The following is a 24,921-nucleotide window of genomic DNA, read 5'->3' as shown; positions in this document are numbered from 1 at the left end:
AATGTTACGTCGGGCTCTCCTGCCGGCCGTCGTGGGCGTAGTCACCGTCGAGCTCGTCGCGGGGCTCGTCGAGCGGGTCGCCGCCGGCCGGTCGCCGCGTCGTCTGTCCCTGCTGCCGCCGCTCCAGCCTGCGTCGCCGCTCGGCCGCCTCGTCCAACTCCTCGGCCAGCCGGGTCAGCTCGGAACGGAGGAAGTCCCGGGTCGCCACGTCCCCCATCGCGATCCGCAGGGCGGCGATCTCCCGGGCCAGGTATTCCGTGTCGGCCTTCTGCATGGTGGCCCGCCGCCGGTCCTCGTCCAGCGAGATCCGGTCCCGGTCCGCCTGCCGGTTCTGCGCGAGCAGGATCAGCGGGGCCGCGTACGAGGCCTGGAGCGAGAGCACCAGGGTCAGGAACGTGAACGTGTACGGGTCGAAGCGCAGGTGCGCCGGGGCCAGCGTGTTCCACAGGAACCAGGCGGCGAGGATCAGCGTCATGTAGACGAGGAAGTTCGCCGTGCCCATGCCCCGGGCGATGCCCTCGGCCCAGCGGCCGAACGAGTCCGCGTCGATCCGGGGCAGGTGCAGGCCCCGGGGAGCGCGTGGCTGGTCCAGCCGCTCGCCGCGTCGCTGCTCAGTCATCGTCCACGGTCCCGTCGTCGGTGGCGGACGGGGTCGGCGCCGCGTCCCGGTCCCGCCAGTCGCGCGGCAGGGAGTGGTCCAGCACGTCGTCCACGGTCACCGCGCCGACCAGCCGGTTGTTCCGGTCCACCACCGGCATGCCCACCATGTCGTAGGTGGCCATCCGGCGGGTGATCTCGGTCAGCGGGGTCGAGGTGCGGAGCGGGTCGATGTCGTTGACCACGATCCCGCCGAGCAGGTCGGCCGGGGGTTCGCGGAGCAACCGCTGGAAGTGCACCATACCCAGGTAGCGCCCGGTCGGCGTGGTCAACGGGGCGCGGGCCACGAAGACCTGCGCGGCCACTGCGGGCGAGAGCTGCACCTCGCGGATCCGGGCCAGCGCCTCCGCGACGGTGGCGTCCGGCGGCAGGATCACCGGCTCCGAGGTCATCACGCTGCCGGCGGTGCCCGACGCGTACCGCAGCAGTTGACGCACCGGGTCGGCCTCGTCCGGCTCCATCAGGTCGAGCAGCACGTCCTGCTCCGGCGGCGGCAGCTCGTTGAGCAGGTCCGCGGCGTCGTCCGGGTCCATCTCCTCGAGCACGTCGGCGGCGCGTTCCCGGTCCAGCGCGGCCAGGATCTCCACCTGGTCACGTTCGGGCAGCTCGCTCAGCACGTCGGCCAGGCGCTCGTCGTCCAGCGCGGCGGCCACCTCGTTGCGCCGGGCGTCGGGCAGGTCCTGCAGGGCGTTGGCCAGGTCGGCGGGGCGCATGTCCTCCAGCACGGCGAGCAGGTTCGCCGTGCCCCGGTTGTCGCCCACGACGCCGAGGCCCCGGACCCGGTCCCACTCGACCTGGTGCAGGTGCCCACGGCGGGTGAGTCGGCTGGTCTGCTCGCGCACGGCGACCCGGGTCAGCGCCCACTCGCCGCCGCGGCTGCACTCCATGGCCACGTCGACCACCGAGCCGGCCTGCCCCGTGTCGAGCTGGACCCGCCGGTCGAGCAGTTCCTGGAGCACCAGCAGCTCGTTCGGGCGCTTCTCGAAGCGGCGCAGGTTGAGGGTGCCGCTGCCGAGCACCACGGCGTCCGGGTCGATCGAGGTGATCCGGTTGATGGAGAGGAAGATGCGCCGGCGCATCGGCATCTCGGCCACCAGTCCCACGATCTCCGGCGGACGCTGGGTCGGGCGCATCCGGGCGACCGCGTCCCGGACGCGGCCCACCTGGTCGCCGTTCGGGTCGAAGACGGCGACTCCGGCGAGTCGAGCGATGTAGACCCGGTTCGGCGTGCTCACGGGCACCAGCCTAAGGGCCTACTCTCTAACAACATGTCGACCTTGGCCTACGAGATCGTGGACGTCTTCACCGACCGCCCGTTCGCCGGCAACCCGCTGGCCGTGGTGTTCGGCGCGGAGGGTCTGGCCACCGAGCAGATGCAGGCGCTCGCGCTGGAGTTCAACCTGTCCGAGACGGTCTTCGTGCTGGCACCCACGCAGGCCGGCGCGACCTACCGGGCCCGGATCTTCACCCCGACCGACGAGCTGCCGTTCGCCGGGCACCCGAGTGTGGGTGCGGCGGTGACCGCCGGCCGGCGCGGCGTCTTCGATGTGGGCAGGGTCACCCAGGAGTGCGGCGCCGGCGTGCTGCCGATCGAGGTGACCGCGACCGGGGCGACGCTGACCGGGGGCACGCCGACCCTCGGCCCGGAACTCGACCCGGAGCCGCTGCTGGAGATCGCCGGCCTCACCGCGGCCGACCACGCCGGTCCACCGCCCCGGGTCGCCGGGTGCGGGCTGGAGTTCCCCTACCTCCCGGTCCGCCCCGATGCGGTGGCCCGGGCGCGGTTGAACACGGCGGCGGCGGAACGGTACGGCGTCGAGCACGTCAGCCTCTTCTCCTGGGACCCCGAGTCGCAAACCGCGCACGCCCGGGTCTTCGTGCCCGGGATCGGCGTACCCGAGGACCCGGCCACCGGCTCGGCCGCCCTGGGCCTGGGTGTCTGGCTGGTCGCCAGCGGCCTGCTGCCGGGTGAGGGCCGGACGCCCTACGCGGTGCGCCAGGGCATCGAGATCAACCGGCCCTCGTCGTTGTCCTGCACGGTGACCGCCTCGGGCGGGACGGCGGTCGGCGCGACCGTCTCCGGCCAGGTGATGCCGGTGGCGCGCGGCGAGATCGCCGTCCCACCCTTCATCGGCTGAGCCGCTCCCGGCCCCTGCGCCGGGCTGGCCCCCGCGCTCGGGCGCCGGCTTGTCCCCGCGCTCGGGCGCTTGGCCTGTCCCCGCGCCCGGGCGCTGTGCAGGTTGTTCGGTTCCCGCCCCTTTGGAGCTGAGTCGTTGGCGATATCAAGCGGTTCGGTACCGGGCCGCAGACGCGTGAACTCCGGTTGAGTCGTTTCTGCTATCAGCTCCAAAGGCACCGAACAGCGGTGTTCCGCGCGCGCCAGATCCGCTGCGTCCACGGGCTGAGGGGCGGCCCGAGCAGGGCTTTCGCGGTCAGAGGCGGGGCCGTGGGCGTGCGGACCGTGGGCTGCGGGCGAGCCCCGAGCGTGGCGGCACGCCGGCCGGATCGCGGGGACGGGTGGCCACGCCGGTGTCGCTCGGCGCGGTCGGGGCGGGTCGGGGCGGTGCGGTCGTCGGCCCGGACGGGCGCGGGATGCGGGAGGATGGCGGAGTGAGCGACGAGGTGGACGAGCGGGTGACCCCGCCGCTGGTGGACGAGGCGGTGAAGAAGGCGGCCGTGTGTTGGGTCGGCGTCGACGACGGCCCGGCGTACGCGTTGTGGTGCCTGCCGCTGGACGGCGCGCTGCTGGTGGTGACCGGTCCCGGCGAGCAGGCCGCGCCCGGGCTGGCCGACAGCGACGCGGCCGAGGTGACGTTGCGCGGCGACCACGGCGGCCGGATCGTGACCTGGCCGGCGCGGGTGACCCGGCTGCGGCCCGGCACCGACGAGTGGGACGCCGCCGCGCCGCTGGTCGCGGCGAAGCGGCTCAACGCCTCCGGTTCCGCCACCGACTTGGTCGCGCGCTGGGCGGCCGAGGGCTGCGCGGTCAACCGGCTCACCCCGGCGGGCACGGCGGTCACCGGCGCCGACCTGCCGGCCGGCCCGCTGACCGAGCAGCCCCGACCGGCGCCGGCGGTCCGGGTCGTGCGTAGGCCGTTCCGCCTGCACCGCGTCCGCCGCCGCTGACACCCGAGGTCCGCCCGGCCGCGCGCCGTCCGCCGTTCGCCCGGCGCCCGGTCAGCCGCCGGGCGGCGTGGCGTCGGCGGGCACGGCGGGCGGCGCGGCACGGCGTCCGGCCCGCGCCCCGCCGAGCACGACCACGGCGACGCCGGCCAGCAGCAGCGCCAGCCCGGGCAGGGCGAGCGGCCGGGGGAGCTGCCCCAGCCAGGCCCAGCCGATCAGGGCCGCGCCGGGCGCCTCGAGCAGGATCAACACGCTGATCGTGGTCGCGGAGACCCGGTGCAGCGCGTAGTTGAACATCGAGTGGCCGAGCAGTTGGGCACCGGCCACCAGGCCGAGGATCGCCAGCCACGTCCCGCCGTCCCAACCGTGCAGGCGCACCCCGCCGAGCAGGCAGACCACCAGCAGGATCACCGCGCAGACGCCGTAGCAGACGGTGGTGTAGGTGGTGGTGCTGATGCTGGCCCGGGCACGCTCGCCCAGGGCGGTGTAGACGGCCGCGAACATGCCGCCGGCCACGGCCAGCAGGTCGCCGGCGAAGGCGCGGCCGGAGACGGCGAAGTCGGCGCCGGTGGCGAGCACCGCGCCCAGCACCGCGACCGCGATGCCGGCCCAGGCCGCCGCCGGCAGCCGCCGCCCCTGCCAGCGGGCGATCAGCCCCTGCCACACCGGCTGCGTCGCGCCCAGCGCGGTCGCGGCCGCGACCGAGGTGAGCTTCGCGCTCGGCATCCAGGTGGCGAAGTGGGCGGCCAGCGCGACCCCGGAGAGTACGCAGAACAGCCCCTCCCGGCGGCCCGGCCCGACGGTGAGCGCGCGGAGTTCGGCCCGCCGCCGGGTCACCGCGACCGGGCCGAGCACCGCCGCCGACAGCAGGTTGCGCCAGAACGCGACGGCCAGGGCCGGCGCGGCGGCGAACGCGATCAGCGGGGCGGAGGACGAGACGGCGGCGACGGCCAGCGCGAGTGCGCCCAGGGTCAGCGCGTCGGGCGGCGGGCGGTGGGGAGCGGTGGACACGGCTACGATCATGCGCGTTCCGGCGAGCCCGCTCGACGTCCGGAGGCATCTCCCCATGCCCAGGTTCCACGCGGTGCTGTTCGACTTCTTCGGCACCCTGACCCAGAGCGTCCGGCGCGGAGCCGCCCACGACGTCATCGCCGACCTGCTCGGCTGCTCCACCGAGGCTCTCGTCGAGGTGCTCGACGGCAGTTACTACGAGCGTGCCAGCGGGTTCTTCGGTGACGCCGAGTCCACCATGCGGTGGGTCTGCGCCCAGGTCGGCGTGCGCCCCTCCGACGCGGCGGTACGCGCCGCCGTCGCCTCCCGGCACCGGGCGGTCCGGGCCGACACCCGGCTGCGCGCGGAGGCGGTGCCGGTGCTGGCCGCGTTGCGCCGCCGGGGCGTACGCACCGGGCTGGTCAGCGACTGCACCCACGAACTGCCGGCGTTCCTGCCCCAGCTCGCGGTCGCGCCGCTGCTCGACACCGTCGTCTTCTCGGTACGGCTCGGCCGCTGCAAGCCGGATCCGGCGCTCTACCTGGCCGCCTGCCACCGGCTCGGCCGCGCCCCGGCCGACTGCCTCTACGTGGGCGACGGCGGCAGTCAGGAACTCACCGGCGCGCAACGGGTGGGCCTGCGCCCGGTCCGGCTGGCCGCCCCCGACCTCGCCCGCCACATGGTGTTCAACGCCGACCACGACTGGGACGGGCCGGTGCTGCCCTCGCTCACCGGGGTGCTCGACCTGCTCGACCCGGTCGCCGTCGGCTGACGCCGGTCGGTCGAACTGTGGCCGAACCGGTCACCGGTCACGTCGCCGTGCGCGACAGTGCGGGGGGTGGAGCGAGACCGGGACGACGGGGCGGAGCAGGGCACCGTCGTCACGCCCTCGGCCGAGTTCCCGCCGCTCGGCGCCGAGGAGCGGGCCGCGCTCGGCCGCCTCGGCGCGCGCTGGCACGGCCCGCGTCGCGCCGACGACCTGCCGGTCGACCCGACGCTGGGCCGGCGCGACCACCATCCGCGGCCGACCCGGTTCGGCCGGCTCACCCCGATCGACCTGTTCACCGTGGCGCAGCCGGACGAGTTGGTCGCCACCGGTCCGGCGCACCTGCCCGGCGACCGGTCCGGCCGGGTGCTCGGCCGGCTGCGCCGGACCCTGGTCGGCCCACCGCTGGCCAGCAGCTCCGTGCTCTACGAGCGGATGCGCAAGCTGGTCGCGCTGCCGGTGCTCTCGTCGGACCTGCTCAGCTCCGTGGCGTACGGGCCGGAGGCGATGCTCGCCGTGCTGGTGCTGGCCGGCGGCGCCGCGCTCGGGCTAGCCCTGCCGCTGGCCGCGCTGCTGGTGGTGCTGATGGTCGCGGTGGGCCTGTCCTACCGGCAGACCATCCCGGCCTACCCGCACGGCGCCGGGTCGTACATCGTCGCCGGGGACAACCTGGGGCGTACGCCAGGGCTGGCCGCGGCGGCCGGGTTGATGCTCGACTACGTGCTGACCGTGTCGGTGTCGGTGGCGGCCGGCGTGCACGCGGTCACCTCGGCGCTGCCCGGGCTGACCCGGTGGACCGTGCCGCTCGGGGTGCTGGTGATCGTCGTGCTGCTCGCCGGCAACCTGCGCGGCGTCCGCACCGCCGGCAACATCTTCGTGCTGCCCACGTACGCCTTCGTGGTGGTGGTCCTCGCGGTGCTGGCGGTCGGCTACGCGAAGGCCGCGGGGCGGGGTTTCGCGCCGGTGCCGCCGCCGGCGGTGCCGGCCGCGGAAGGGCTGGGCCTGCTGCTGGTGCTGCGCGCGTTCTCCTCCGGCGCGGTGTCGATGACCGGCATCGAGGCGGTGTCCAACGCGGTGCCGGCGTTCCGCCCGACCGAGTGGCGCAACGCCCGCACCACGCTGGGCTGGATGGTCGCCATGCTGGTCACGCTCTTCGCCGGCCTGGTCGGGCTGATCCACCTGGACGGCCTGGCCCCCCGGGCGGACGAGACCGTGCTGTCCCAGCTCGGCCGGGTCACCTTCCCGACCGGCCCGGGGTACGCGGTCCTCCAGGCCACCACCGCGCTGATCCTGCTGCTGGCGGCGAACACCGCGTTCAACGACTTCCCCCGGCTGCTGTTCTTCATGGCCCGCGACGGCCACGCGCCGCGCCGTTTCCTGCACATGGGTGACCGGCTGGCGTTCAGCAACGGCCTGGTCGCGTTGGCGCTCGCCGCCGGGGTGGTCTTCGTGGCCTTCGGCGGGCACACCGAGCGGCTGATCCCGCTCTACGCGGTCGGCGTCTTCCTCGCCTTCACGCTGTCGCAGACCGGGATGGTGGTGCACTGGCGGCGCCGACGGGGGCGGGGCTGGCATCGCCGGCTCGCGCTCAACGCGGTCGGTGCCACACTGTCCGGGCTGGTGCTGCTGACCGCCGCGGTCGCCAAGTTCACCGAGGGCGCCTGGGTGGTGGTGGTCGCCGTGCCGCTGCTGGTGCTGCTCTTCCGGCGGATCCACCGGCACTACGCCTCGCTGCACCGCGCGCTCGCGCTGCACCCGCCGCCACCGCACGCGCCGCCCGGGCCGGCCGGGTCCGCCGAGGGCGAGGAACTGCCCCAGCAGGTACGCCACCTGGTGGTGGTGCCGGTGGCCCGGCTGAACCGGGCGTCGCTGCGGGCCCTGGCGTACGCGGCCTCGCTGGGCCGGCCGACGCTTGCGGTGCACATCGCACCCGAGGAGGCCGAGGCGGACCGGTTCCGGGAACAGTGGCGGGCCTGGGGCGACCACCTGCGGCTGGAGACGATCGTGTCGCCGTACCGGTCGGTGATCGGGCCGTTGGCGCACTATCTGGAGGCGTTGCACACCGGCCGGCCGGAGTTGACGCTCACCGTGATCGTGCCGGAGGTGGTGCTGCGCCGGCGCCGGCACTGGTTGCTGCACAGCCGCGCCGAGCAGCGGCTGCGGGCGGCGTTGCGGCCGCTGCCGGGCGTGGTGGTCACCAGCGTCCCGGTGCACGTGTCGCACTGAGACGCCTCAGACGTCGTGGACCTCCAGGACGCGGGTGGTCGGGGCGGCGTCGCCCAGCTCGGCGCGGAGCGCGGCGCGTTCGGGGTCGACCAGGAACGCGTCGTAGCCGGTCCGCGAGGCGAACCGGATCACGTGCACCTCGGTCTCGCCGTCCCCGGTGCGCAGCCGCCGTTCCAGCCGCCCGTCGTGCCGGTTGAGCAGCGCCAGCACCGCGTCCTCGTAGCGCCGGCCGGCGTCCGCGTCGGCGCTCAGGTCGACCAGCGCGACCAGCAGCACCTCGTTCCCCGTCGTCATGGCGTCGAGTCTGGCAGCGCGTCGGCCGTCGTGGGGACCCCCTCAGGCGTTCAGGCCGACGGCCTTCGCGCTGGCCGTCCAGAGCCGGGCGGCCAGCGTCGGGTCGGCCGCCTTCGGGCGCGGCCGGTGCGGCTTGCGGTCGGCGTAGTAGCCGCCGTCGGTCAGCCGGGACGGGTCCTGGCAGGCCAGCCAGACCAGTGTCTCGGCGCCCTTCTCCGGGGTGCGGAACGGCAGCAGCCGCATGCCGAGCGCCACGATCCGGCTCTCGTTGCCGAACCGGGTGCTCACCACGCCGGGGTGGAACGCGTACGACGGCACCTCCGGCCAGCGCCGGGCCGCCTCGGCGGTGAACAGGATGTTCGCCTGCTTACTGGTGCCGTAGGCGCGGAACGGCCGGTAGTGGCGCAGCGAGGCGTTGAGGTCGTCCGGGTCGAGCACGCCGCTGCGGTGCGCGTCGGAGCCGGTGACCACCATCCGCCGGACCCGGTCGCGCAGCAGGTTGCTGAGCAGGAACGGGGCGAGGTGGTTGGCCTGCATGCTCAGCTCGAAGCCGTCGACCGTGGTGATCGGTTCCAGCACGATCGCGCCGGCGTTGTTGGCCAGCACGTCGATCCGGTCGTAGCCGGCGCGCAGCCGCTCGGCGAGCCCGCGTACGTCGTCGAGCACGGCGAAGTCGGCGCGGAACAGCTCCGGCTGCTCGCCGCAGGACTCGCGCACCCGCTCCCCGGCGGCGCGCAGTCGGGCCGGGTCCCGGCCGACCAGCACCACCTGGTCGCCGCGGCGGGCCAGCTCCACGGCGGCGGCCAGTCCGATGCCGGAGCTGGCGCCGGTGAGCACCACGATCCGACGCTCAGTGAGATCTTCCACAGGTCCATTCACCCCGGTCACGGCACGAGGTTACCGTGGCGTAGCCCCGTCCTTTGGGATCGTTAAGTTCTCGACATCCACCGCCGCGTCGGCGTGCTGCCGCCGGACGCGGGAAGGAGCGCATCCATGGCCGCTGTCGGTCGCCCCCGCCGGTCCTGCCTCGCGGTACCCGGCTCCAGCGTCAAGATGCTCGGCAAGGCCCAGGGCCTCCCCGCCGACCAGGTCTTCCTCGACCTGGAGGACGCGGTCGCCCCGCTCGCCAAGCCGGACGCGCGCAAGAACATCGTGGCCGCGCTGAACGAGGGGGACTGGACCGGCAAGACCCGGGTGGTCCGGGTGAACGACCTGACCACGCCGTGGACCTACCGGGACGTCATCGAGGTGGTGGAGGGCGCCGGGGCGAACCTGGACTGCATCATGCTGCCGAAGGCGCAGAACGCCGAGCAGGTGCACTGGCTGGACCTGCTGCTCACCCAGATCGAGCGGACGCTGGGCCTGGAGGTGGGCCGGATCGGCATCGAGGCGCAGATCGAGAACGCGGCCGGGCTGGTCAACGTGGATGCCATCGCGGCGGCCTCACCCCGGGTGGAGACGATCATCTTCGGCCCGGCCGACTTCATGGCCTCGATCAACATGAAGTCACTTGTGGTCGGCGCGCTGATCCCGGACTACCCGGGCGACCCCTACCACTACATCCTGATGCGGATCCTGATGGCCGCCCGGATGCACGACAAGCAGGCCATCGACGGCCCGTTCCTGCAGATCCGCGACGTGGACGCGTTCCGCGAGGTGGCGAAGCGCTCGGCGGCGCTGGGCTTCGACGGCAAGTGGGTGCTGCACCCCGGCCAGATCGACGCGGCCAACGAGGTCTACTCGCCGGCGCAGGCCGACTACGACCACGCCGAGCTGATCCTCGACGCCTACGACTGGTACACCTCGGAGGCGGGCGGGAAGCTCGGCGCGGTGATGCTCGGCGACGAGATGATCGACGAGGCGTCCCGCAAGATGGCGCTGGTGATCGCGGCCAAGGGCCGGGCTGCCGGGATGTCGCGTACCTCCTCGTTCACCCCGCCGGCGGAGTGACCGCGCGCCGGGCCGCCCCTCGTCGGGGGCGGCCCGATCGCGTCAGTAGCTGCTGGACGAGCTGTCCGAGTTGATCGCGATCACGATCATCACGACGTAGAAGATGATCAGCGCGACCAGCAGGGCGGTCAGGATCCAGCCCACGATGATGGCCGCCTTCGCCATGCCCTCGCCCTGCTCGCCGGTCTCCCGGATCTGCTTGCGGGCCACGTGCCCCATGATCGCGCCGATCGGCGCGGTGATGCACGAGGTGAAGCCGACCAGGGCGAGCACCAGCGCCACGATCGCCAGCGTGTTCGTCCGGCTGGCCGGTGCGTAACCGGGGTACGGGGGCGGGTAGGCGCCCGGCGGAGGGTAGCCGGCCGGCGCGGCGTAACCGGCCGGCGCCGCGTACGGGTCGCCGGCGGGCGGCGGGTAGGGCGACTTCGCGCCCGCGTACGGGTCGACCGGCGCGTAGGGGTCGACCGGCGGGGCCGACTGCGGGTCCTGCCAACCACCGGGGGGTGGGGGATAGCTCATCTGATCATCTCCAGGTACGTGGTCGGGGTCAGGGTAGCCACCCGGGAACAACCCGGAGGACCCCCTTTCCGGGTGCCGCATTGCCCGGAAGGTCCACAGCGGGCAGGATCCTCGGCATGGCACTTGACGCGCGTGGGGGTCGGTCGCGACGGGACATGAGCCGACCGGGGTCGGTGCGCCGCCCGCGTGCCGGCGAGCCGGTGGGCGCCGCCGACCAGGACCGGGCCGAGCCGCTCCCGGAGACCGCCACCATGCGGCTGGACGGCCGGGTCGCGCTGGTCACCGGCGCGGGCAGCGCGGACGGCATCGGGTACGCGACCGCCCGCCGGCTGGCCGAACTGGGCGCCCGGGTGGCGATCGTGTCGACCACCCGGCGGATCCACGACCGCGCCGGCGAGCTGGGGGTCACCGGCTTCGTCGCCGACCTCACCGACGAGTCCGAGGTGGGCGCGCTGGCCGACGCGGTGGCCGAGCAGCTCGGCGACGTCGAGGTGCTGGTCAACAACGCGGGCCTGGCCAGCCGGGCCAGCCCGGAGGTGCTGCGGCCGGTGGCTCAGCTGACCTACGACGAGTGGCGCGGCGAGATCGACCGCAACCTGACCACCGCGTTCCTGTGCAGCCGCGCGTTCATCAACGGCATGTCCGAGCGCGGTTGGGGGCGGATCGTCAACCTGGCGGCCACCGCCGGCCCGGTCAACGCGTTGCCCACCGAGGCCGCCTACGCGGCGGCGAAGGCCGGTGTGGTGGGGCTGACCCGGGCACTGGCGATGGAGATGATCGCCGACGGGGTGACCGTGAACGCGGTGGCGCCGGGCATCATCCACACCGCGGCGTCCACCCTGGCCGAGATCAAGCAGGGGCACGGCACCCCGGTGGGGCGGCCCGGCACGCCGGACGAGGTGGCCGCGGCGATCGCGTTCCTCTGCTCGCCGGCCGCGTCGTACATCACCGGGCAGATGCTGGTGGTGGACGGCGGCAACAGCGTGCGGGAGGCGCAGTTCCGCTGAGGCGTCAGTAGCCGTTGTTGTCCGCGTTGGCCCAGATGGCCAGGCCGATCCAGCCGCAGCAGGCCAGCAGTCCGAGCGCGGTGAACACGTAGCTGAGGATCAGACCCCAGGTGGCGAGCTGGTCGCCCTCCTCGCCGGTCTGCCGGATCTGCCGCTTGGCCAGGTGGCCGCAGACGATGCCGGCCGGGGCGAAGACGAACGCGAGGACCAGCGACAGGATGGCGAGCACGTTCGTGCCGCGCGGTCGCGGTGGCTCGCCGGGCGGGCCGTACTGGCCGTAGGGCGGCTGCGGGGCGTACGGCGGCTGCTGGCCCCACTGCGGGTGCTGCTGCCCGTACTGCGGTTGCCCGTGGGGCTGGCCGTGCGACGGCGGCTCGTACGGCGACGGTGGCTGCTCGTCGGTCACGCTCGCCCCCTCGATCGCAGGTCAACCGCCTTCTCTCTTGCGGACGCTACCCGCAGCGGTGAACCTTTTCACAGCGGTTGTGTGGACTGGTCACCTTGGCGCGGCCGGTCCCGGGGCCGATACTGACCGAGCGTTCAGTTACCCATGAGTAATGCGCCGAACCCCGGAGGCTGAGATGGCTCGACTCGCCCAGACGCCCGGCCTGACCGACGTGCAGCGGTCGATCCTGGAAACCGTTCGGGAGTTCGCCGACAAGGAGATCATCCCGCACGCCCAGCGGCTGGAGCACGCCGACGAGTACCCCGCCGACATCCTCGACGGGATGCGCGAGATGGGGCTGTTCGGCCTCACCATCGACGAGGAGTACGGCGGCCTCGGCGAGTCGCTGCTCACCTACGCGCTCGTCGTCGAGGAGCTGTCCCGGGGCTGGATGTCGATCTCCGGCATCGTCAACACGCACTTCATCGTGGCGTACCTGATCTCCCAGCACGGCTCGGCGGACCAGAAGGCCCGGCTGCTGCCCCGGATGGCCACCGGTGACGTGCGCGGCGCGTTCTCCATGTCGGAGCCCGAGTGCGGCTCGGACGTGTCGGCGATCAAGTCGAAGGCGGTCCGCGACGGCGACAACTACGTCCTCAACGGGCAGAAGATGTGGCTGACCAACGGCGCGTACTCCTCGGTGGTGGCCACCCTGGTCAAGACCGACACCGGGGCCGACTCGGTCTACGGCAACATGAGCACCTTCCTGCTGGAGAAGGAGCCCGGCTTCGGCGAGACCGCGCCCGGCCTGACCATCCCCGGCAAGATCGACAAGATGGGCTACAAGGGCGTCGAGACCACCGAGATGGTGCTCGACGGCGTCACCGTCCCCGCCTCCGCCGTGCTCGGCGGCGAGGAGAAGGTCGGCCGCGGGTTCTACCAGATGATGGACGGTATCGAGGTGGGCCGGGTCAACGTCGCCGCCCGCGCCTGCGGCATCTCGATCCGCGCGTTCGAGCTGGCCGTGGCGTACGCCCAGCAGCGCAGGACGTTCGGCCAGCCGCTCGCCCGGCACCAGGCGATCGCGTTCAAGCTCGCCGAGATGGGCACGAAGATCGAGGCCGCGCACTCGCTGATGGTCAACGCGGCCCGGCTCAAGGACGCCGGCCAGCGCAACGACGTCGAGGCCGGCATGGCCAAGCTGCTCGCCTCGGAATACTGCGCCGAGGTGGTCCAGGAGGCGTTCCGCATCCACGGCGGTTACGGCTACTCCAAGGAGTACGAGATCGAGCGCCTGATGCGCGAGGCGCCGTTCCTGCTGATCGGCGAGGGCACCTCGGAGATCCAGAAGACCATCATCTCCCGCGGCCTCCTCAAGGAGTACAAGCTGTAAGGCGGGACCCCTCTCAACGCTTCGGTCGACGCGTGACGTGGTCGGCGGCGGAGAGGTGCCGGCGGGCGCGCTCGACCAGCGCGGCCGGGTCGTCCGCGTACATCCTGATCTCCCGCACCGGTGTGCTCGGCCCGCTCGGCAGCGGCACCGACAGCCGTTCCCGCAGCGTCACGTCGATCGCGGTCTGGCTGCCGACGCCGAGGTTCAGCACCTCCGGGTCGTCCTCGTCGTAGCGCACGGCGCGGCTGGACGGCAGCGACCGCCGGCGGACCGCGACGTCGGCCACGGCGGCCCACGGGATCGTGATGTCGATCGAGACGCCGTTGCGCACCCGCAGGCCGGTGTCGTCGACGACGTGCGGGTGGATCCGAAGGCTGGCCAGCAGTCCGACCATCCACAGCACGCCCCAGACGCCGATGCCGATCGCCGCGTGCCGGATCGTCGGCGAGTCGACGGTGTGTCGGAGGATCACGTCCAGGATCGGAATCTCGATCGTGGACAGGGCGATGAAGGCCAGCAGGATCGGTTGCACGCCGCCGACGTAGGCGAACGTCGCCGCGCCGAGGGCCACCGGGTAGGGGCGGCGCAGCGTCCACCGGGTGAGGCTGCGCCACATGCCCCATTCGTACGCCACCACGCGTCGTGCCAGCCGGATCGTTCGTCTCACCGTCGCACCTCCCTTTTGCAATACAGTCGCAATGTAAAGGGCGGGCGGCGGCCGTGTCAATGCACTCGTATTGTGAAAGCATGGGAGCATGCCGAAACGGGTCGACCACCGGGAACGCCGGGCGCTGATCGCCGACGCGTTGATGCGGGTCGCCGCCGAGCAGGGGCTGGAGGCGGTGAGCCTGCGGCACGTGGCCGCCGCCGCCGAGGTCAGCGCCGGGATGGTGCAGCACTACTTCCGCACCCGCGACGAGATGATGACCTTCGCGCTCGCCGTGGTGAGCGAGCGCAACGAGACCCGGGTCCGCCGGGCGGTCGAGGCGCTGGGCACGACGCCCGCTCCCCGGGCGCTGCTCCGGGCCATGCTGGCCGAACTGCTGCCGCTGGACGAGGAGCGGCGGGCGGACGGCCGGGTGGCGCTGGCCTTCCTGGCGTACACCGCAGTCCGGCCCGCCGTCGCCGCGGCGCTGCACGGCGAGACGGCCGCACTGCTCGCGTTCGTCGCCGGCCAGATCGCCGCCGGGTCACCGCTCGTCGCGGACGGCCGGGTGGACCCGGAGCGGGCCGCGGTCGGCCTGCTCGCCGTGATGGAAGGGCTCGGGGTGCACGTGCTCGGCGGGCACTATCCGCCGGAGACCGCGCTGGCCGCGCTGGACGCCCAGCTCGACCTGCTCTTCGCCCCCGGTTAGGCGCCCGGCGTGGTCAGCCGCGCCGGGAGAGGCCGGCGGCGGCCCGCTCGACGATGAGGCACCGGTCCTCGACGTAGTCGACGCCCGCCTCCTCGGCGATCCGGCGCGCCTCGGCGGAGACGATCCCGAGCTGGAGCCAGACCGCCGGCGCGCCGATCGCGACCGCCTGCCGGACCACGTCGACCGCGTCCCGGGCCGGCCGGAACACGTCCACCAGGTCGACCGGGTGCGGGATGTCGGCCAGCGTCGGGTACGCCTTCTCGCCGAACAACTCGTCCACGGTCGGGTTCACCGGGATGATCCGCCAGCCGTGCCGCTGCATCTCCAGCGGTACGCGGTGCGCGGCCTTGCCCGGATCGCGGGAGGCACCGACCACGGCGATCACGGCGGAGTCGGCGAGGAGTTGCTGGGCGGAACGCATCAACCGAGCCTAACGCGGCGTCGCGGCGACGACGGGCGAGGCACCTCCTCGACTCAGGACGGTCGCTCGCCGGTCAGCTCGCGCCGCAGCCGTGCGTGTTCGGCGGCGGTGCCGATGGCGGCCCGATGCTCGGGACGGGCGGCGTAGTGCCCGATCGCGGCCGCCAGCAGGGCCGGGGCGACCGCCAGGTCCCGGGTGGGCAGGTCGACCGGGAACCGGCCCTTCCAGCGGGGTCGGACCAGCTCCGACCGGGTGACGGCCAACCGCGTCCGCGCGGTGCCCTCCGCCACCGCCCCGGTCGTCCCGAGCGCCTCCCACGGGACGACGATCGCGGGCGCGGTGCCGACGCTGATCTTCTCGGCGGTGAGCACCACCAGCGGGGCGTTGCGCCAGAGCGCGACCACCAGCCACCCGAGAACGGCCACCAGCAGCGCCGTCAACAGCGGCGGACCGGCGCCGTCGACGGCCGCGTAAGCCAGCCAGCCCATGAGGACCGGCGCGAACGCGATCCTGGCCCGAGGCGGCGCGACGAAGGCCCGACCCGCCTCGTCGACCCGGAGGTCACCGGTGGGCGGTCGGTGGGTGAACTCCCGGATCCCGAAGACGATCACGACAAGCGGCGCCACCAGGCCCAGCAGGGACAGCGGCGCGTCGACCGAGTCGGCCCAGCGGGAGAACAGCCCGACGGCCAGGCCCGCGGTCACCGCGATCAGCACGATGCGGCGCTGCCGGCGGAGCGCCGCATCGATGATCTCCCGCATGACCACAGCCTACGAGAGCCCGGTGGCCCTCGCTCTCCCTAGAGCAGGGAGAGCTGTTCGGCGGCCGGAGCGGCCGGCGGGGGTTCGGGCAGGCGTCGGTTGTCGCCGACCTCGCCCCGGTGCAGCCCGTGCCGGCGCGCCGCCATCCGGACCCGCGCGGTCACCTCCCGCTGGTAGGTCTGCGGCGCGTACGCGCCGGCCTGGTAGAGCCGCCGGTAGCGGGGCACCAGGTGGGGGAACTCGCGGGCCAGCCAGTGGGCGTACCACTCCCGGGCACCGGGTCGCAGGTGCAGCGCCAGCGGGGTCACGTCGGCGGCCCCGGAGGCGGCGATCGCGGCCACCGTGGCGTCGATGGACTCCTCGTCGTCGCTGAGGCCGGGCAGGATCGGGGCCATCAGCACCCCGACCGGGAAGCCGGCGTCGGTCAGCCGGCGGACCGCGTCCAGCCGGCGGCGTGGGCTCGGCGTGCCCGGCTCGGCCAGCCGCCAGAGCGTCTCGTCCACGAAACCGACCGAATAGGACAGCCCGACCCGGGTCACCTCGGCGGCCTGCCGCAGCAGGGGCAGGTCGCGCAGCAGCAGGGTGCCCTTGGTCAGGATGGAGAAGGGGTTCGCGAAGTCGCGCAGCGCCTCGAGGATCGGCGGCATCAGCCGGTAGCGCCCCTCGGCCCGCTGGTAGCAGTCCACGTTGGTGCCCATCGCGACGTGCGCGCCGCGCCAACGGGGAGCGGCCAGCTCACGCCGGACAAGCTCGCCGGCGTTGACCTTGACGATCACCTTGCGGTCGAAGTCCGCCCCGGCATCGAGATCGAGGTAGGTGTGGGTGTTGCGGGCGAAACAGTTGTGGCTGACCACCCCGTTGGCGATGAAGTCGCCGGTGCCGGTGGTGATGTCCCACAGCGGCAGTTCCAGGCCCAGATCAGCCACGGCGGTCACCTGGAGCCGCGCCGCGCACTTGAGCGCCGCGCCCTCGATCGAGCGTTTCCGGGTGACGGCCGGGTCGGTCAGGTGGAAGAAGCGCAGCCGTGCCGGCAGGCCACCGGTCAGCCGGAGCTGGCGGGTCGCGCTGCGGTTGCCGGGATCGTCGAGCACCCACCGGAAGTCGAACCGGTCGAGGGCCGCGGCCGCCCGTCGCCGGCTCCCGTCGTCGGCGACACCGATCCGGAACACGCCCCGGCTGCAGTTGCCGCCGGCGTCGAACGAGCCGGCCAGGAAGCCGAGCAGCCAGTCGTCGGTCGGCTCGTCCGGCGGGCGGACCAGCGCCGCGACGGCCCCGGCGTCGGCCGGCCGCACCACGCGGACCACCGTGGACCGGCGCGCCGCCCGGCCGGCGACCCGCTCGACGGCGACGCCGGTCTCGGCGAGGAACCGCTCGGCGCGCTCCACCGCCTCCGCCTCGGTGGTGGCCAGCCGAAAGCTTCGGTGCGCGCCGGTGGCCTCGGCGTGCGCGGGCTGCCGGTGATTGAGCACGTCGGGAGGTGCCGTGTCGTCGTGCGGAGGCCGCTGCCGGCGGGGGCGCTCGGGCCACCGGACCAACGCGTGGAGGTAGCCACGGTGGTAGTCGGCGGAGCGCTTCGGCGCGACGGCGAACCGGCCGGTGCCGAGCAGGCGGTTATGGGTGGTCAGGTAGGGGCGGCGGGCGCCGCCCCGCATGCTGCCGGTGACGTGCTTCCAGCCGCGTTCGGTCAGGAAACGGTGGTCGCCGCTGGCCACCAGCGTGGTGCCGTCGGCCAGGGTGACCCGGTGGGCGGGCTTCACCGTCGACCACTTGTCGAGCACGGTGGTCACGACGTAGTGGCGGTAGGCGCCGCGCCGCTGGGTGCCGTAGATGCGGTCGCCCGGCTCCAGCTCGCTGATCGGCCGGGTGCGCCCGTCGGCCATCAGGATCGGGGTGTCGCCGGCCAGGCAATAGGTGCACGCGTGGGAGCAGCCGCGGTAGGGGTTGACGGTCCACTCGAACGGCACGCGCGACCGGCCGGGCACCCGGTTGATGATCGACTTGGCCTGCACCTCGTAGAAGGTCATGCCGGCGAAGTCGGGGGTGTCGAACGTGCGGGCGACCGCGCCGGGCAACGCCAGCGGCAGGGGTGGAGCCGCCGGCGTCGCCCGATCGGGAGTCCCCTCGTCCGGGGGAGCGGAGAGGTTGTCCCAGCGCATGGGCCTCATTCGAACACGTGTACGAACGAAGCGCAAGTGACGCGCCGGACACCGCGCGCCGCCGGGCCCGGCGCGGGTGCAGGATGGTGACATGGAGACGTCGACCTTCGTGTACGACGGCGACTGCGCCTTCTGCACCCGCTGCGCGCAGTTCATCGAGCGTCGTATCCCCACCGGCGCCCGGGTGGTCCCGTGGCAGTTCGCCGACCTGGCGGCGTTGGGCCTGACCGAGGCCGAGTGCGAGGAGGCGGTCCAGTGGGTGGGCGCCGACGGCTCCCGGGCCGCCGGGCCGGACGCGATCGCCCGACTGCTCGGCGACAGCGGGCCGCTCTGGCGCGTCGCCGGGGGCGGCCTGCGTCTCCCGCCGGTGCGCGCCGCGGCGTGGCCCGCGTACCGCTGGGTGGCCCGCAACCGGCACCGCCTGCCCGGCGGCACCGCCGCGTGCGCGCTGCCGCAGGAGGCCCGGGAGCGGTTGTACGGTCCGACCGGCCGCCCCGGTCCCACCTCCTGACCGACCCGCTGCTGGGCGGTGAGGCGGTGGGCGTGTCGCGCCGGAAACAAGGCATAGCTGTTGAGTGGTATGCCTCTCAGTCATAATTATGACTGAGAGGCATACCGCGCTTTCTGGAGTCTCTTTCCCTCGCGCGACACGGACAGTGATCGGGCCAGGTCATGGACGGGCGGTCGCGTCAGCGCCGGCCACCTCGCCGGACGCAGCCGAACCGGGTGACGCGGCCGAACCGGGTGACGTCACGGCCCGGGGGTCGTCGGCAATGGAAGCAGGCGGACCGACCGGCTCGACGGCCAGCGTCGGCCCGGCAGACGCCGGCGGTGCGGTCGCGGCCGGGTCGGTGCGGCGACCGATCAGGCGGCGGGCCAGCAGCACGGGGCGGACCTTCTCCAGCGGCAGGAAGGCGGTCATCGCCACCAGGTGCGGCGCGAACGAGATGGTGATGGTCGCGATGGTCGCCAGGTGGAACGAGTAGAAGAAGCCGACGACGGCCGTCCGCCATCGGGCCGGCACCACGAACACCAGCGGGCTGAGCAGTTCGAACGCCAGGATGCCGAACTGGGCCACGATCAGCAGGTGCGGCACCTGCGCGATCACGTCGGCGAGGTCGGTGCCGCGGCGGATGATCGCCCGGGCCAGCACCGAGCCGGTCGCCCAGTCGAGGCCGCCGAAGCGGAACTTGGCCCAGGCGGCGAGGAAGTAGGTGCAGATCACCGCGATCTGGGTGACCCGCAGCGCCCAGCCACCCGCCTCGGTGCGGGTCGGATCGCCGTGCCGGGCCCGGCCTGCGGTCGGCAGCGCGGCCAGCGCCACCAGGAGGCCGAACCGGTCGTGGTCGACCTTGCCGTAGCTCATCGCCACGATCATCCACTCGAAGTAGAGCGCGAAGACCGTCCAGCCGAGCAGCCGCGGCGCCCGGCCGGTCGCGGCGAGCAGCGCGGCCACCAGCAGCACCCAGAAGACCACGCCGACCAGCGCCGGGTCGGGCGTGGGCAGCGGGAGCAACCGGCCGATGAGCAGCGGCTGGTAGAGGTCGCCGGGCACGTCGACGCGGGTGCGCACCCAGGGGGTGAAGACGACCAGGTCGGCGGCGACGAAGAGGTAGACGAGGGTGCGGAAGGCGGCCACCCGGCCGCGCGGCACCGCCTCGGTGAGCCAGCCGGTCATCCGCCGGCCTGCCAGCGTACGGCGGTGCGATCGGTCCACTCGCCGGTCGGGCGGCCGCCCTGGATGTCGTACCAGCGGACCACGATGCGTACCTCCACCAGCGCCGGGGCGGCGGGGTGGCGTTCCGCGTAAGCCTCGGCGACGGTGCGCAGCAGGCCGGGCTCGGCGGCGTACCGGTCCTGCTGGCCCTCGATCTCGGCGCGACGGATGCCGGTGGCGTCCTGGCCGAGGGGGACCACCGTGCCGGTGCCGTCGACGCCCTCGACCCGGGTGTCCGGTGCGGGCGCGTCCGGCGGGTCGGAGGTGGAGTACATCCGGAACGGCCCGAACGGGAAGTCGTCGTCGGTGCCGTGCACGGTGCCGAGGAGGAGCAGTGCCAGCCCGAGCAGGGTGGCGGTCAGCCGGACGGCACGCCCGCGCGCGGTCAAGGTCTCCATCAGGTCGTGACGATACGGGAGGGAACCGTCCGCAACGGTCCCTCAGCCGGCCATTTGTTCCTGTCCGTCCCGCCGTTCACCGGGCACGGAGACGCCGCCGGCCGGGCCCCTGGTGGGGTCCGGCCGGGGACGGGGACGTGCTCAGTGCTTGTGCTCGGCCAGCTTCTTGCGGACGTCGTCCATGTCCAGCTGCTCGACCTGCTCGATGAGGTTCTCCAGCGCCGACTCGGGCAGCGCGCCCGGCTGGGCGTACACGATGACGCCGTCGCGGATCGCCATCACGGTCGGGATGGAGCTGATGTTGAACTTGGCCGCCAGTTCCTGCTGCGCCTCGGTGTCGACCTTGCCGAAGGCGATCTCCGGGTGCTTCTCCGAGGAGCGCTCGTAGACGGGGGCGAAGCGCTTGCACGGGCCGCACCAGTCGGCCCAGAAGTCGAGCAGGACGATCCCGTCGCGCCCGGTCACCTCGTCGAAGTTGGCCGTGGTCAGCTCAACCGTTGACATTGCTCTCTCCGATCACCGCGGATTGCCGTACGTCCGGTGGAACCAAGCTCGATCCAGGGGAATTCCCGTGACCTGCGCGGCGAAACACCGGGCCGGCCTGGGGTGATCCCCGGCACATCGAATCCTATCTGTCTCCGGCGGTCGTGCGGATCGCAAGTGCAGGACGCATTTGCGTGACGGGACGTGATGGGAGCGTTTCCAGGGAGATCACGCAGGGTTCCGGCTACGAATCGGTAACTTGCGGTCTGACGAGGGGGGATCCGGCCTGCGGAGATCGCTTACTGGGGGGTCCCCTATAACTCTGAGTAGTGTTACGAAAAGATAAATGTGACGTCCATCTCTGTTGGGACGGTGCCTCCGTGCGGCAGAATCTTCCCCATCAGAGCGTGGGCGGCGGGTGCCGGGGAGGGCCCCGCCGCTCATTGCGTCTCCCCCCAGGTGGCGCCCGGTGTGACATTTCCGCCGCGCGAGCGCCCCGGCCCTCGCCTTAACCAGCGGTAAGGCATGCTGTGCCGAACTCCATCGCCGCCCGTCGAAGGGACCAGGATGCAGTTCGGCCGCTACTACGAGGAGTTCGAGGTCGGCGCGGTCTACCGGCACTGGCCGGGCAAGACGGTCACCGAGTACGACGACCACCTGTTCTGCCTGCTCACCATGAACCACCACCCGCTCCACCTGGACGCCCACTACGCGGAGTCCGCCTCCCAGTTCAAGCGCAACGTGGTGGTCGGCAACTACATCTACTCGCTGCTGCTGGGCATGTCCGTGCCGGACGTCAGTGGCAAGGCGATCGCCAACCTGGAGATCGAGTCGTTGCGGCACGTGGCCCCGACCTTCCACGGCGACACGATCTACGGCGAGACGACAGTGCTCGACAAGCGCGAGTCGGCCTCGAAGCCCGATCGCGGCGTGGTGGCGGTCGAGACCCGGGGCTACAACCAGGACGGCACGATGGTCTGCGTCTTCCGGCGCAAGGTCATGGTCCCGAAACAGGAGTACGCGGCCGCCGCGGTGCCGGACGGCGTCGACCCGGAACGCCCGAGCTTCCCCGAGCCGCGCTGATCCGCCACGCCCGACGCGCTGGTCCCGTCGCCGTTCGGCGGGGACGGGACCAGCGGCTCCGCCCGGGGCATATGCTCTGGTCGGAGGTCCCCATGAGCCACTCCGTCGCCGGAGAGCCGTCCTCTGGCGGTCGCCGCCCCGCACCGTCCACCACCGCCGCGTACACCGGGGCGGAGTGGGACCTGCTCACCGACCTGCCCGGTCGGGTCCTCGTCGCCGCCGCCTCGCCCGGCCCCGGGCGGCCGCACCGCGGCGTCACCGCCGGGCTGGCCGGCCTGGACGCGGTGGCCGCCGGCCGGGCCTTCGACAGCGACCTGGTCCGCGCCGTGGTCACCGCGATCTACGCCCGCCACGACGGCGCGGCCGAGCGCGGCGAACGCCTCACCGACCTGGTGGACCTGCTCGCCGCCGCCCGGGCCGCGGTGCGGGTGCTGCGCCGTCGGGCCGATCCGGCCGACTCCGCCGCGTACCGGCAGTGGGTGGAGTCGGTGGCCGCCCGGGTGTGTCACGCCGGCCAGACCTCGTCCAGTCCGGCCGACAGGCGTTTCCTGGAGCGGCTGGGTGGCGCGCTCGACCTGCGCTGACCGCGCGCCCGGTCGGCCCGTACCCTCTGCAGACCGTGACCGACGACCAGCTCGACGTGGGCGTGGGGCCGTGGCCCGGTGACCCGCCGGACGACCCGCGCCTCGATCCGGAGCTGCTCGCCGCCGGGGACCGGCGCAACGTGGTGGACCGTTACCGCTACTGGCGGCGCGAGGCCGTGGTGGCCGACCTGGACCGGCGCCGGCACGACTTCCACGTGGCGATCGAGAACTGGCAGCACGACTTCAACATCGGCACGGTGGTCCGCAACGCCAACGCCTTCCTCGCCGCCGAGGTGCACGTCGTCGGGCGTAAGCGGTGGAACCGCCGCGGCGCGATGGTGACCGACCGCTACCAGCACGTGCGGCACCACCCGACGATCGAGGAGTTCGTCGCCTGGGCGGCCGGGGAGCGGCTGCCGGTGGTCGGGATCGACAACCTGCCCGGCTGTCGGCCGCTGGAGACCGGCGTCCTGCCCCGTCGTTGCGTGCTGCTCTTCGGGCAGGAAGGGCCGGGGCTCTCCCCGGTGGCCCGGGCGGCCTGCGACGCACTCTTCTCGATCGCCCAGTACGGCTCGACCCGTTCCATCAACGCGGGGGTGGCCAGCGGCATCGCCATGCACGCCTGGATCCGGTCGTACGCCGGCCCGCCGCCGGACTGACGCTCGACGGTCGTACCGCCGGGTGGAAATCCCATGTTCGTCGGCCCGGCCCGCTTGACGCGTCGCCGCCCCGGGGTGACGGTGAAGGCGTGACAGTCGCGGTGAGTTGTCCCAGGTGCGCGGGCCCGGTGCGCGAGCCGGACCTGATGCACGGCGAGTACCGGTGCGTGCGCTGCGGCCCGGTGGTGCCCCTGCACGTGCCGGCGCACATCGGCGCCGAGATCATGGCGAGCGTGGTCCAACGGGTGGCCGCCGACGGCGAACCGGCCGACCGGCCCGGTATGCCGCTGTGGTGCCCGTGGCCGCTTCCACCGGGTTGGACGCTGACCGGGGTGGCATGGGCGGGTGACGATCGGGTCGGGATCCGTGCCACCGCGGTCGCCTGTGCCGGCCCGGCGCCGCTCGACGGTGGACCGGCCGACCTGATCTTCGTCGCCGAGGAGCCCGGCGTCGGCCTGGGTTCCCGCTTCGCGGGACTGCCCGGCCCCGATCCCGGCCCCGAGGTCGAGGAGGCGTTGACCGATCCCGGCCCTGGTCATCCCGAGCGTGTGCCGCACGCGAAGATCCGGGTGGGCGGCCATCCGACTCCACTATGGCTCGTGCGGTCCGAAACGGATCGAAGCGCGTACGCCGGCGAGGCTCGGGGAATGTGGCTCCATGCGATAGCCTGGCCGGCGAGCGCGGGTCACCTCCTCGCGGAGGAGGTCGTGTTGCACGACCTCACCGAGTGGACGCCGCCCGAGCTCGTGTACGGCGCACCGTCCCCGTACCTGCACGGGCAGGCCTGACCGGCCGGCACCGGCGAGTCGGGGACCGGACGCAGATATTCACGGTAAGACACCATGCTGATACTCTGGGTGCCGCTGCGGTAAACGGACCCGGCTCCGCGAGAGGATGGCCCGCTATGGTCAAGAAGGTCCTCACCTGGGCCGGCATCGCATTCTTGATCTTCTTCGTCGCCTACCGGCCGAACTCGGCCGCCGACGTGTTCAAGTCTCTCGGTGGCGGCATCATGGACATCGCGCAGGGCTTCGGCGACTTCTTCACCAACCTCGTCGCCTAGCCGCCCATGGGAAGCCCTTCCGGTCCCCCCTTCGACCCGGACGATCCCGACCGGGCACGCCGGGAGCGCGACACCGAGCCGATCCCCCGGATCGACCCGGACGACGGTCCCGGCTACGGCGCCGGCCCCGCCTACGGGGCCGGGCCCTCCCTGTCGGGCGATGCCGCCTTCGGCGACGGTCCCGGCTACGCCGGCGAGGGCCGCTCAGGTCGCGCCTGGGCGCGCGACCCGGAGGGCTACCCGGAGCAGCCGATCTCCGAGGAGGAGCTGGCCGGTCTCCGGGTCGACGCCTCCGGCATGGCCCCACGCCGGGTGCTGCCCCTGGAAGACGAGCCCAGCTCGCTCGTCGCCCGCTACCTCTTCCCCACCGAGCGCTACCGGGGTGAGTGGAAGCGGCACTGGATCCACCTCTCCACACCGATCATCGTCGGCATCGCGGCCACGTTCGTGCTCGGCTACCTCTCCGGCTTCCTCGCCGGGCGGGACGTCGGCGCCCTGACCACGGTCGCGGTGCTGCTCTGGTTCGCCGTGATGGGCTGGGTCGCCTGGCGGGTCGCCGACTGGTGGTACGACCGCTTCATCCTGACCAACAAGCGGGTGATGGTGGTCAACGGGATCATCACCCGCCGCGTCGCGATGATGCCGCTGGTCCGCGTCACCGACATGAAGTACGAGCAGACCCCCACCGGGCGCGCCCTCAACTACGGCACGTTCGTGCTGGAGTCGGCGGGTCAGGAGCAGGCGCTCCGCGAGGTCAAGAACCTGCCCAACCCGAACGAGCTCTACCTGCGCGTGGTGGAGGAGATGTACGAGCCGCAGGCCGTGGAGGCCCGGTTGGGCAAGGAGGCCGACGAGGCCAAGGCCGACGACGGCGCCTGAAACTTTCCGTCCGAACATCGGAAGGACTGCACACCTTTCGCCGTCGACCCGA

The 24,921-nt window shown here is 73.1% G+C and carries 29 protein-coding genes; 15 read left to right on the top strand and 14 right to left on the bottom strand.

From position 1 onward, the window contains the following. Positions 1 to 4: 4 nt before the first annotated feature. Together O7598_RS26370 and O7598_RS26365 are read right to left on the bottom strand one after the other, a co-directional pair. Positions 5 to 619 (bottom strand): DUF1003 domain-containing protein, encoded by a 615-nt coding sequence (locus O7598_RS26370; RefSeq protein ID WP_269693930.1) that lies wholly within the window; start codon positions 617 to 619, stop codon positions 5 to 7. Beyond that, positions 612 to 1,892: a magnesium transporter MgtE N-terminal domain-containing protein gene (locus O7598_RS26365; RefSeq protein WP_269693929.1), complete on the bottom strand. Its 1,281-nt coding sequence runs from the start codon at positions 1,890 to 1,892 to the stop codon at positions 612 to 614. The genes O7598_RS26370 and O7598_RS26365 overlap by 8 nt, the downstream gene beginning before the upstream one ends. 33 nt (positions 1,893 to 1,925) lie before the next feature. Between O7598_RS26365 and O7598_RS26360 the strand changes: the two genes are divergently transcribed. Together O7598_RS26360 and O7598_RS26355 are read left to right on the top strand one after the other, a co-directional pair. Continuing rightward, a complete protein-coding gene (locus O7598_RS26360) occupies positions 1,926 to 2,795 on the top strand; it encodes a PhzF family phenazine biosynthesis protein (protein ID WP_091061316.1) in 870 nt (289 codons plus the stop codon). 454 nt (positions 2,796 to 3,249) lie between these two features. Further along, positions 3,250 to 3,783 (top strand): hypothetical protein, encoded by a 534-nt coding sequence (locus O7598_RS26355; RefSeq protein WP_269694988.1) that lies wholly within the window; start codon positions 3,250 to 3,252, stop codon positions 3,781 to 3,783. Between the two features lie 51 nt (positions 3,784 to 3,834). Here O7598_RS26355 and O7598_RS26350 read toward each other — a convergent pair whose 3' ends face one another. Continuing rightward, positions 3,835 to 4,791: a DMT family transporter gene (locus tag O7598_RS26350; protein WP_442929896.1), complete on the bottom strand. Its 957-nt coding sequence runs from the start codon at positions 4,789 to 4,791 to the stop codon at positions 3,835 to 3,837. A 55-nt stretch (positions 4,792 to 4,846) separates the two neighbouring features. On the opposite strand from O7598_RS26350, the gene O7598_RS26345 reads away from it, so the two are divergent. Together O7598_RS26345 and O7598_RS26340 are read left to right on the top strand one after the other, a co-directional pair. Next, positions 4,847 to 5,542 carry an HAD family hydrolase gene (locus O7598_RS26345; RefSeq protein WP_269693927.1) on the top strand — a complete coding sequence of 232 codons (696 nt, stop codon included), beginning with the start codon at positions 4,847 to 4,849 and terminating at the stop codon, positions 5,540 to 5,542. Between the two features lie 66 nt (positions 5,543 to 5,608). Then, positions 5,609 to 7,762 carry an APC family permease gene (locus O7598_RS26340; protein ID WP_269693926.1) on the top strand — a complete coding sequence of 718 codons (2,154 nt, stop codon included), beginning with the start codon at positions 5,609 to 5,611 and terminating at the stop codon, positions 7,760 to 7,762. 6 nt (positions 7,763 to 7,768) lie between these two features. Here the strand turns inward: O7598_RS26340 and O7598_RS26335 are convergent, their stop codons facing one another. Both O7598_RS26335 and O7598_RS26330 read right to left on the bottom strand, forming a co-directional pair. Continuing rightward, a complete protein-coding gene (locus O7598_RS26335) occupies positions 7,769 to 8,056 on the bottom strand; it encodes a hypothetical protein (RefSeq protein WP_269693925.1) in 288 nt (95 codons plus the stop codon). 42 nt (positions 8,057 to 8,098) lie between these two features. Continuing rightward, positions 8,099 to 8,923, bottom strand: a complete 825-nt coding sequence (locus O7598_RS26330) for an SDR family NAD(P)-dependent oxidoreductase (protein WP_269693924.1) — start codon at positions 8,921 to 8,923, stop codon at positions 8,099 to 8,101. Positions 8,924 to 9,049: 126 nt separating this feature from the next. On the opposite strand from O7598_RS26330, the gene O7598_RS26325 reads away from it, so the two are divergent. Next, positions 9,050 to 10,006 carry an HpcH/HpaI aldolase/citrate lyase family protein gene (locus tag O7598_RS26325; RefSeq protein ID WP_269693923.1) on the top strand — a complete coding sequence of 319 codons (957 nt, stop codon included), beginning with the start codon at positions 9,050 to 9,052 and terminating at the stop codon, positions 10,004 to 10,006. A gap of 42 nt (positions 10,007 to 10,048) precedes the next feature. On the opposite strand, the gene O7598_RS26320 is transcribed toward O7598_RS26325, so the two are convergent. Continuing rightward, positions 10,049 to 10,525, bottom strand: coding sequence for a DUF4190 domain-containing protein (locus O7598_RS26320; RefSeq protein ID WP_269693922.1), 477 nt, complete (start codon positions 10,523 to 10,525; stop codon positions 10,049 to 10,051). 116 nt (positions 10,526 to 10,641) lie between these two features. Between O7598_RS26320 and O7598_RS26315 the strand changes: the two genes are divergently transcribed. Further along, a complete protein-coding gene (locus O7598_RS26315; RefSeq protein WP_269693921.1) occupies positions 10,642 to 11,532 on the top strand; it encodes an SDR family NAD(P)-dependent oxidoreductase in 891 nt (296 codons plus the stop codon). Between the two features lie 4 nt (positions 11,533 to 11,536). Here the strand turns inward: O7598_RS26315 and O7598_RS26310 are convergent, their stop codons facing one another. Beyond that, positions 11,537 to 11,938: a DUF4190 domain-containing protein gene (locus O7598_RS26310; protein WP_269693920.1), complete on the bottom strand. Its 402-nt coding sequence runs from the start codon at positions 11,936 to 11,938 to the stop codon at positions 11,537 to 11,539. A gap of 175 nt (positions 11,939 to 12,113) precedes the next feature. Here O7598_RS26310 and O7598_RS26305 point away from each other — a divergent pair, with 175 nt between their 5' ends. Further along, entirely contained in the window at positions 12,114 to 13,310 is a 1,197-nt protein-coding gene (locus O7598_RS26305; RefSeq protein WP_269693919.1) for an acyl-CoA dehydrogenase family protein, read from the top strand. Positions 13,311 to 13,323: 13 nt separating this feature from the next. On the opposite strand, the gene O7598_RS26300 is transcribed toward O7598_RS26305, so the two are convergent. Next, positions 13,324 to 13,977 (bottom strand): PH domain-containing protein, encoded by a 654-nt coding sequence (locus tag O7598_RS26300; protein ID WP_269693918.1) that lies wholly within the window; start codon positions 13,975 to 13,977, stop codon positions 13,324 to 13,326. 88 nt (positions 13,978 to 14,065) lie between these two features. Between O7598_RS26300 and O7598_RS26295 the strand changes: the two genes are divergently transcribed. Next, positions 14,066 to 14,665: a TetR/AcrR family transcriptional regulator gene (locus tag O7598_RS26295; protein WP_269693917.1), complete on the top strand. Its 600-nt coding sequence runs from the start codon at positions 14,066 to 14,068 to the stop codon at positions 14,663 to 14,665. Between the two features lie 13 nt (positions 14,666 to 14,678). On the opposite strand, the gene O7598_RS26290 is transcribed toward O7598_RS26295, so the two are convergent. Genes O7598_RS26290 through O7598_RS26280 form a run of 3 tightly spaced genes read right to left on the bottom strand, consistent with a single transcriptional unit; the run spans position 14,679 to position 18,003 of the window. Further along, the gene (locus tag O7598_RS26290; protein WP_269693916.1) at positions 14,679 to 15,086 is read right to left on the bottom strand and encodes a CoA-binding protein; all 408 of its coding nucleotides are present in this window, start codon (positions 15,084 to 15,086) and stop codon (positions 14,679 to 14,681) included. A 53-nt stretch (positions 15,087 to 15,139) separates the two neighbouring features. Continuing rightward, positions 15,140 to 15,847 (bottom strand): hypothetical protein, encoded by a 708-nt coding sequence (locus tag O7598_RS26285; protein ID WP_269693915.1) that lies wholly within the window; start codon positions 15,845 to 15,847, stop codon positions 15,140 to 15,142. Between the two features lie 38 nt (positions 15,848 to 15,885). Next, positions 15,886 to 18,003, bottom strand: a complete 2,118-nt coding sequence (locus O7598_RS26280) for an intein-containing Rv2578c family radical SAM protein (protein ID WP_269693914.1) — start codon at positions 18,001 to 18,003, stop codon at positions 15,886 to 15,888. 91 nt (positions 18,004 to 18,094) lie between these two features. Here O7598_RS26280 and O7598_RS26275 point away from each other — a divergent pair, with 91 nt between their 5' ends. After that, the gene (locus tag O7598_RS26275; protein ID WP_269693913.1) at positions 18,095 to 18,514 is read left to right on the top strand and encodes a thiol-disulfide oxidoreductase DCC family protein; all 420 of its coding nucleotides are present in this window, start codon (positions 18,095 to 18,097) and stop codon (positions 18,512 to 18,514) included. Between the two features lie 159 nt (positions 18,515 to 18,673). Here the strand turns inward: O7598_RS26275 and O7598_RS26270 are convergent, their stop codons facing one another. The 3 genes from O7598_RS26270 to trxA all read right to left on the bottom strand — a co-directional run bounded on the left by O7598_RS26270 (position 18,674) and on the right by trxA (position 20,622). Next, positions 18,674 to 19,681: an MFS transporter permease gene (locus tag O7598_RS26270; protein ID WP_269693912.1), complete on the bottom strand. Its 1,008-nt coding sequence runs from the start codon at positions 19,679 to 19,681 to the stop codon at positions 18,674 to 18,676. Continuing rightward, entirely contained in the window at positions 19,678 to 20,118 is a 441-nt protein-coding gene (locus O7598_RS26265; RefSeq protein WP_269693911.1) for a hypothetical protein, read from the bottom strand. Before O7598_RS26265 ends, O7598_RS26270 begins: the two co-directional genes overlap by 4 nt. Positions 20,119 to 20,259: 141 nt before the next feature. After that, the gene (gene trxA / locus O7598_RS26260; RefSeq protein WP_091061277.1) at positions 20,260 to 20,622 is read right to left on the bottom strand and encodes a thioredoxin; all 363 of its coding nucleotides are present in this window, start codon (positions 20,620 to 20,622) and stop codon (positions 20,260 to 20,262) included. A gap of 546 nt (positions 20,623 to 21,168) precedes the next feature. Here trxA and O7598_RS26255 point away from each other — a divergent pair. The 6 genes from O7598_RS26255 (at position 21,169) to O7598_RS26230 (ending at position 24,869) form a co-directional block, all read left to right on the top strand. Beyond that, positions 21,169 to 21,684 (top strand): MaoC family dehydratase, encoded by a 516-nt coding sequence (locus tag O7598_RS26255; RefSeq protein ID WP_091061273.1) that lies wholly within the window; start codon positions 21,169 to 21,171, stop codon positions 21,682 to 21,684. Between the two features lie 92 nt (positions 21,685 to 21,776). After that, the gene (locus tag O7598_RS26250; protein ID WP_269693910.1) at positions 21,777 to 22,268 is read left to right on the top strand and encodes a hypothetical protein; all 492 of its coding nucleotides are present in this window, start codon (positions 21,777 to 21,779) and stop codon (positions 22,266 to 22,268) included. Between the two features lie 35 nt (positions 22,269 to 22,303). Then, a complete protein-coding gene (locus O7598_RS26245; protein ID WP_269693909.1) occupies positions 22,304 to 22,927 on the top strand; it encodes a TrmH family RNA methyltransferase in 624 nt (207 codons plus the stop codon). A gap of 89 nt (positions 22,928 to 23,016) precedes the next feature. After that, positions 23,017 to 23,715 carry a TFIIB-type zinc ribbon-containing protein gene (locus O7598_RS26240; protein WP_332367391.1) on the top strand — a complete coding sequence of 233 codons (699 nt, stop codon included), beginning with the start codon at positions 23,017 to 23,019 and terminating at the stop codon, positions 23,713 to 23,715. 116 nt (positions 23,716 to 23,831) lie between these two features. Next, on the top strand, positions 23,832 to 23,990 hold the full coding sequence (locus O7598_RS26235; protein WP_013283898.1) for a hypothetical protein: 159 nt from the start codon (positions 23,832 to 23,834) through the stop codon (positions 23,988 to 23,990). A 6-nt stretch (positions 23,991 to 23,996) separates the two neighbouring features. Further along, positions 23,997 to 24,869, top strand: coding sequence for a PH domain-containing protein (locus O7598_RS26230; RefSeq protein WP_269693908.1), 873 nt, complete (start codon positions 23,997 to 23,999; stop codon positions 24,867 to 24,869). Positions 24,870 to 24,921 lie beyond the last annotated feature (52 nt).

This window comes from Micromonospora sp. WMMC241, assembly GCF_027460165.1.
In the GTDB taxonomy this organism is placed as follows: domain Bacteria; phylum Actinomycetota; class Actinomycetes; order Mycobacteriales; family Micromonosporaceae; genus Micromonospora; species Micromonospora humi.
The sequence above is the reverse complement of the archived record's forward strand: the minus strand, read 5'-3'. Positions and strand labels throughout refer to the sequence as shown.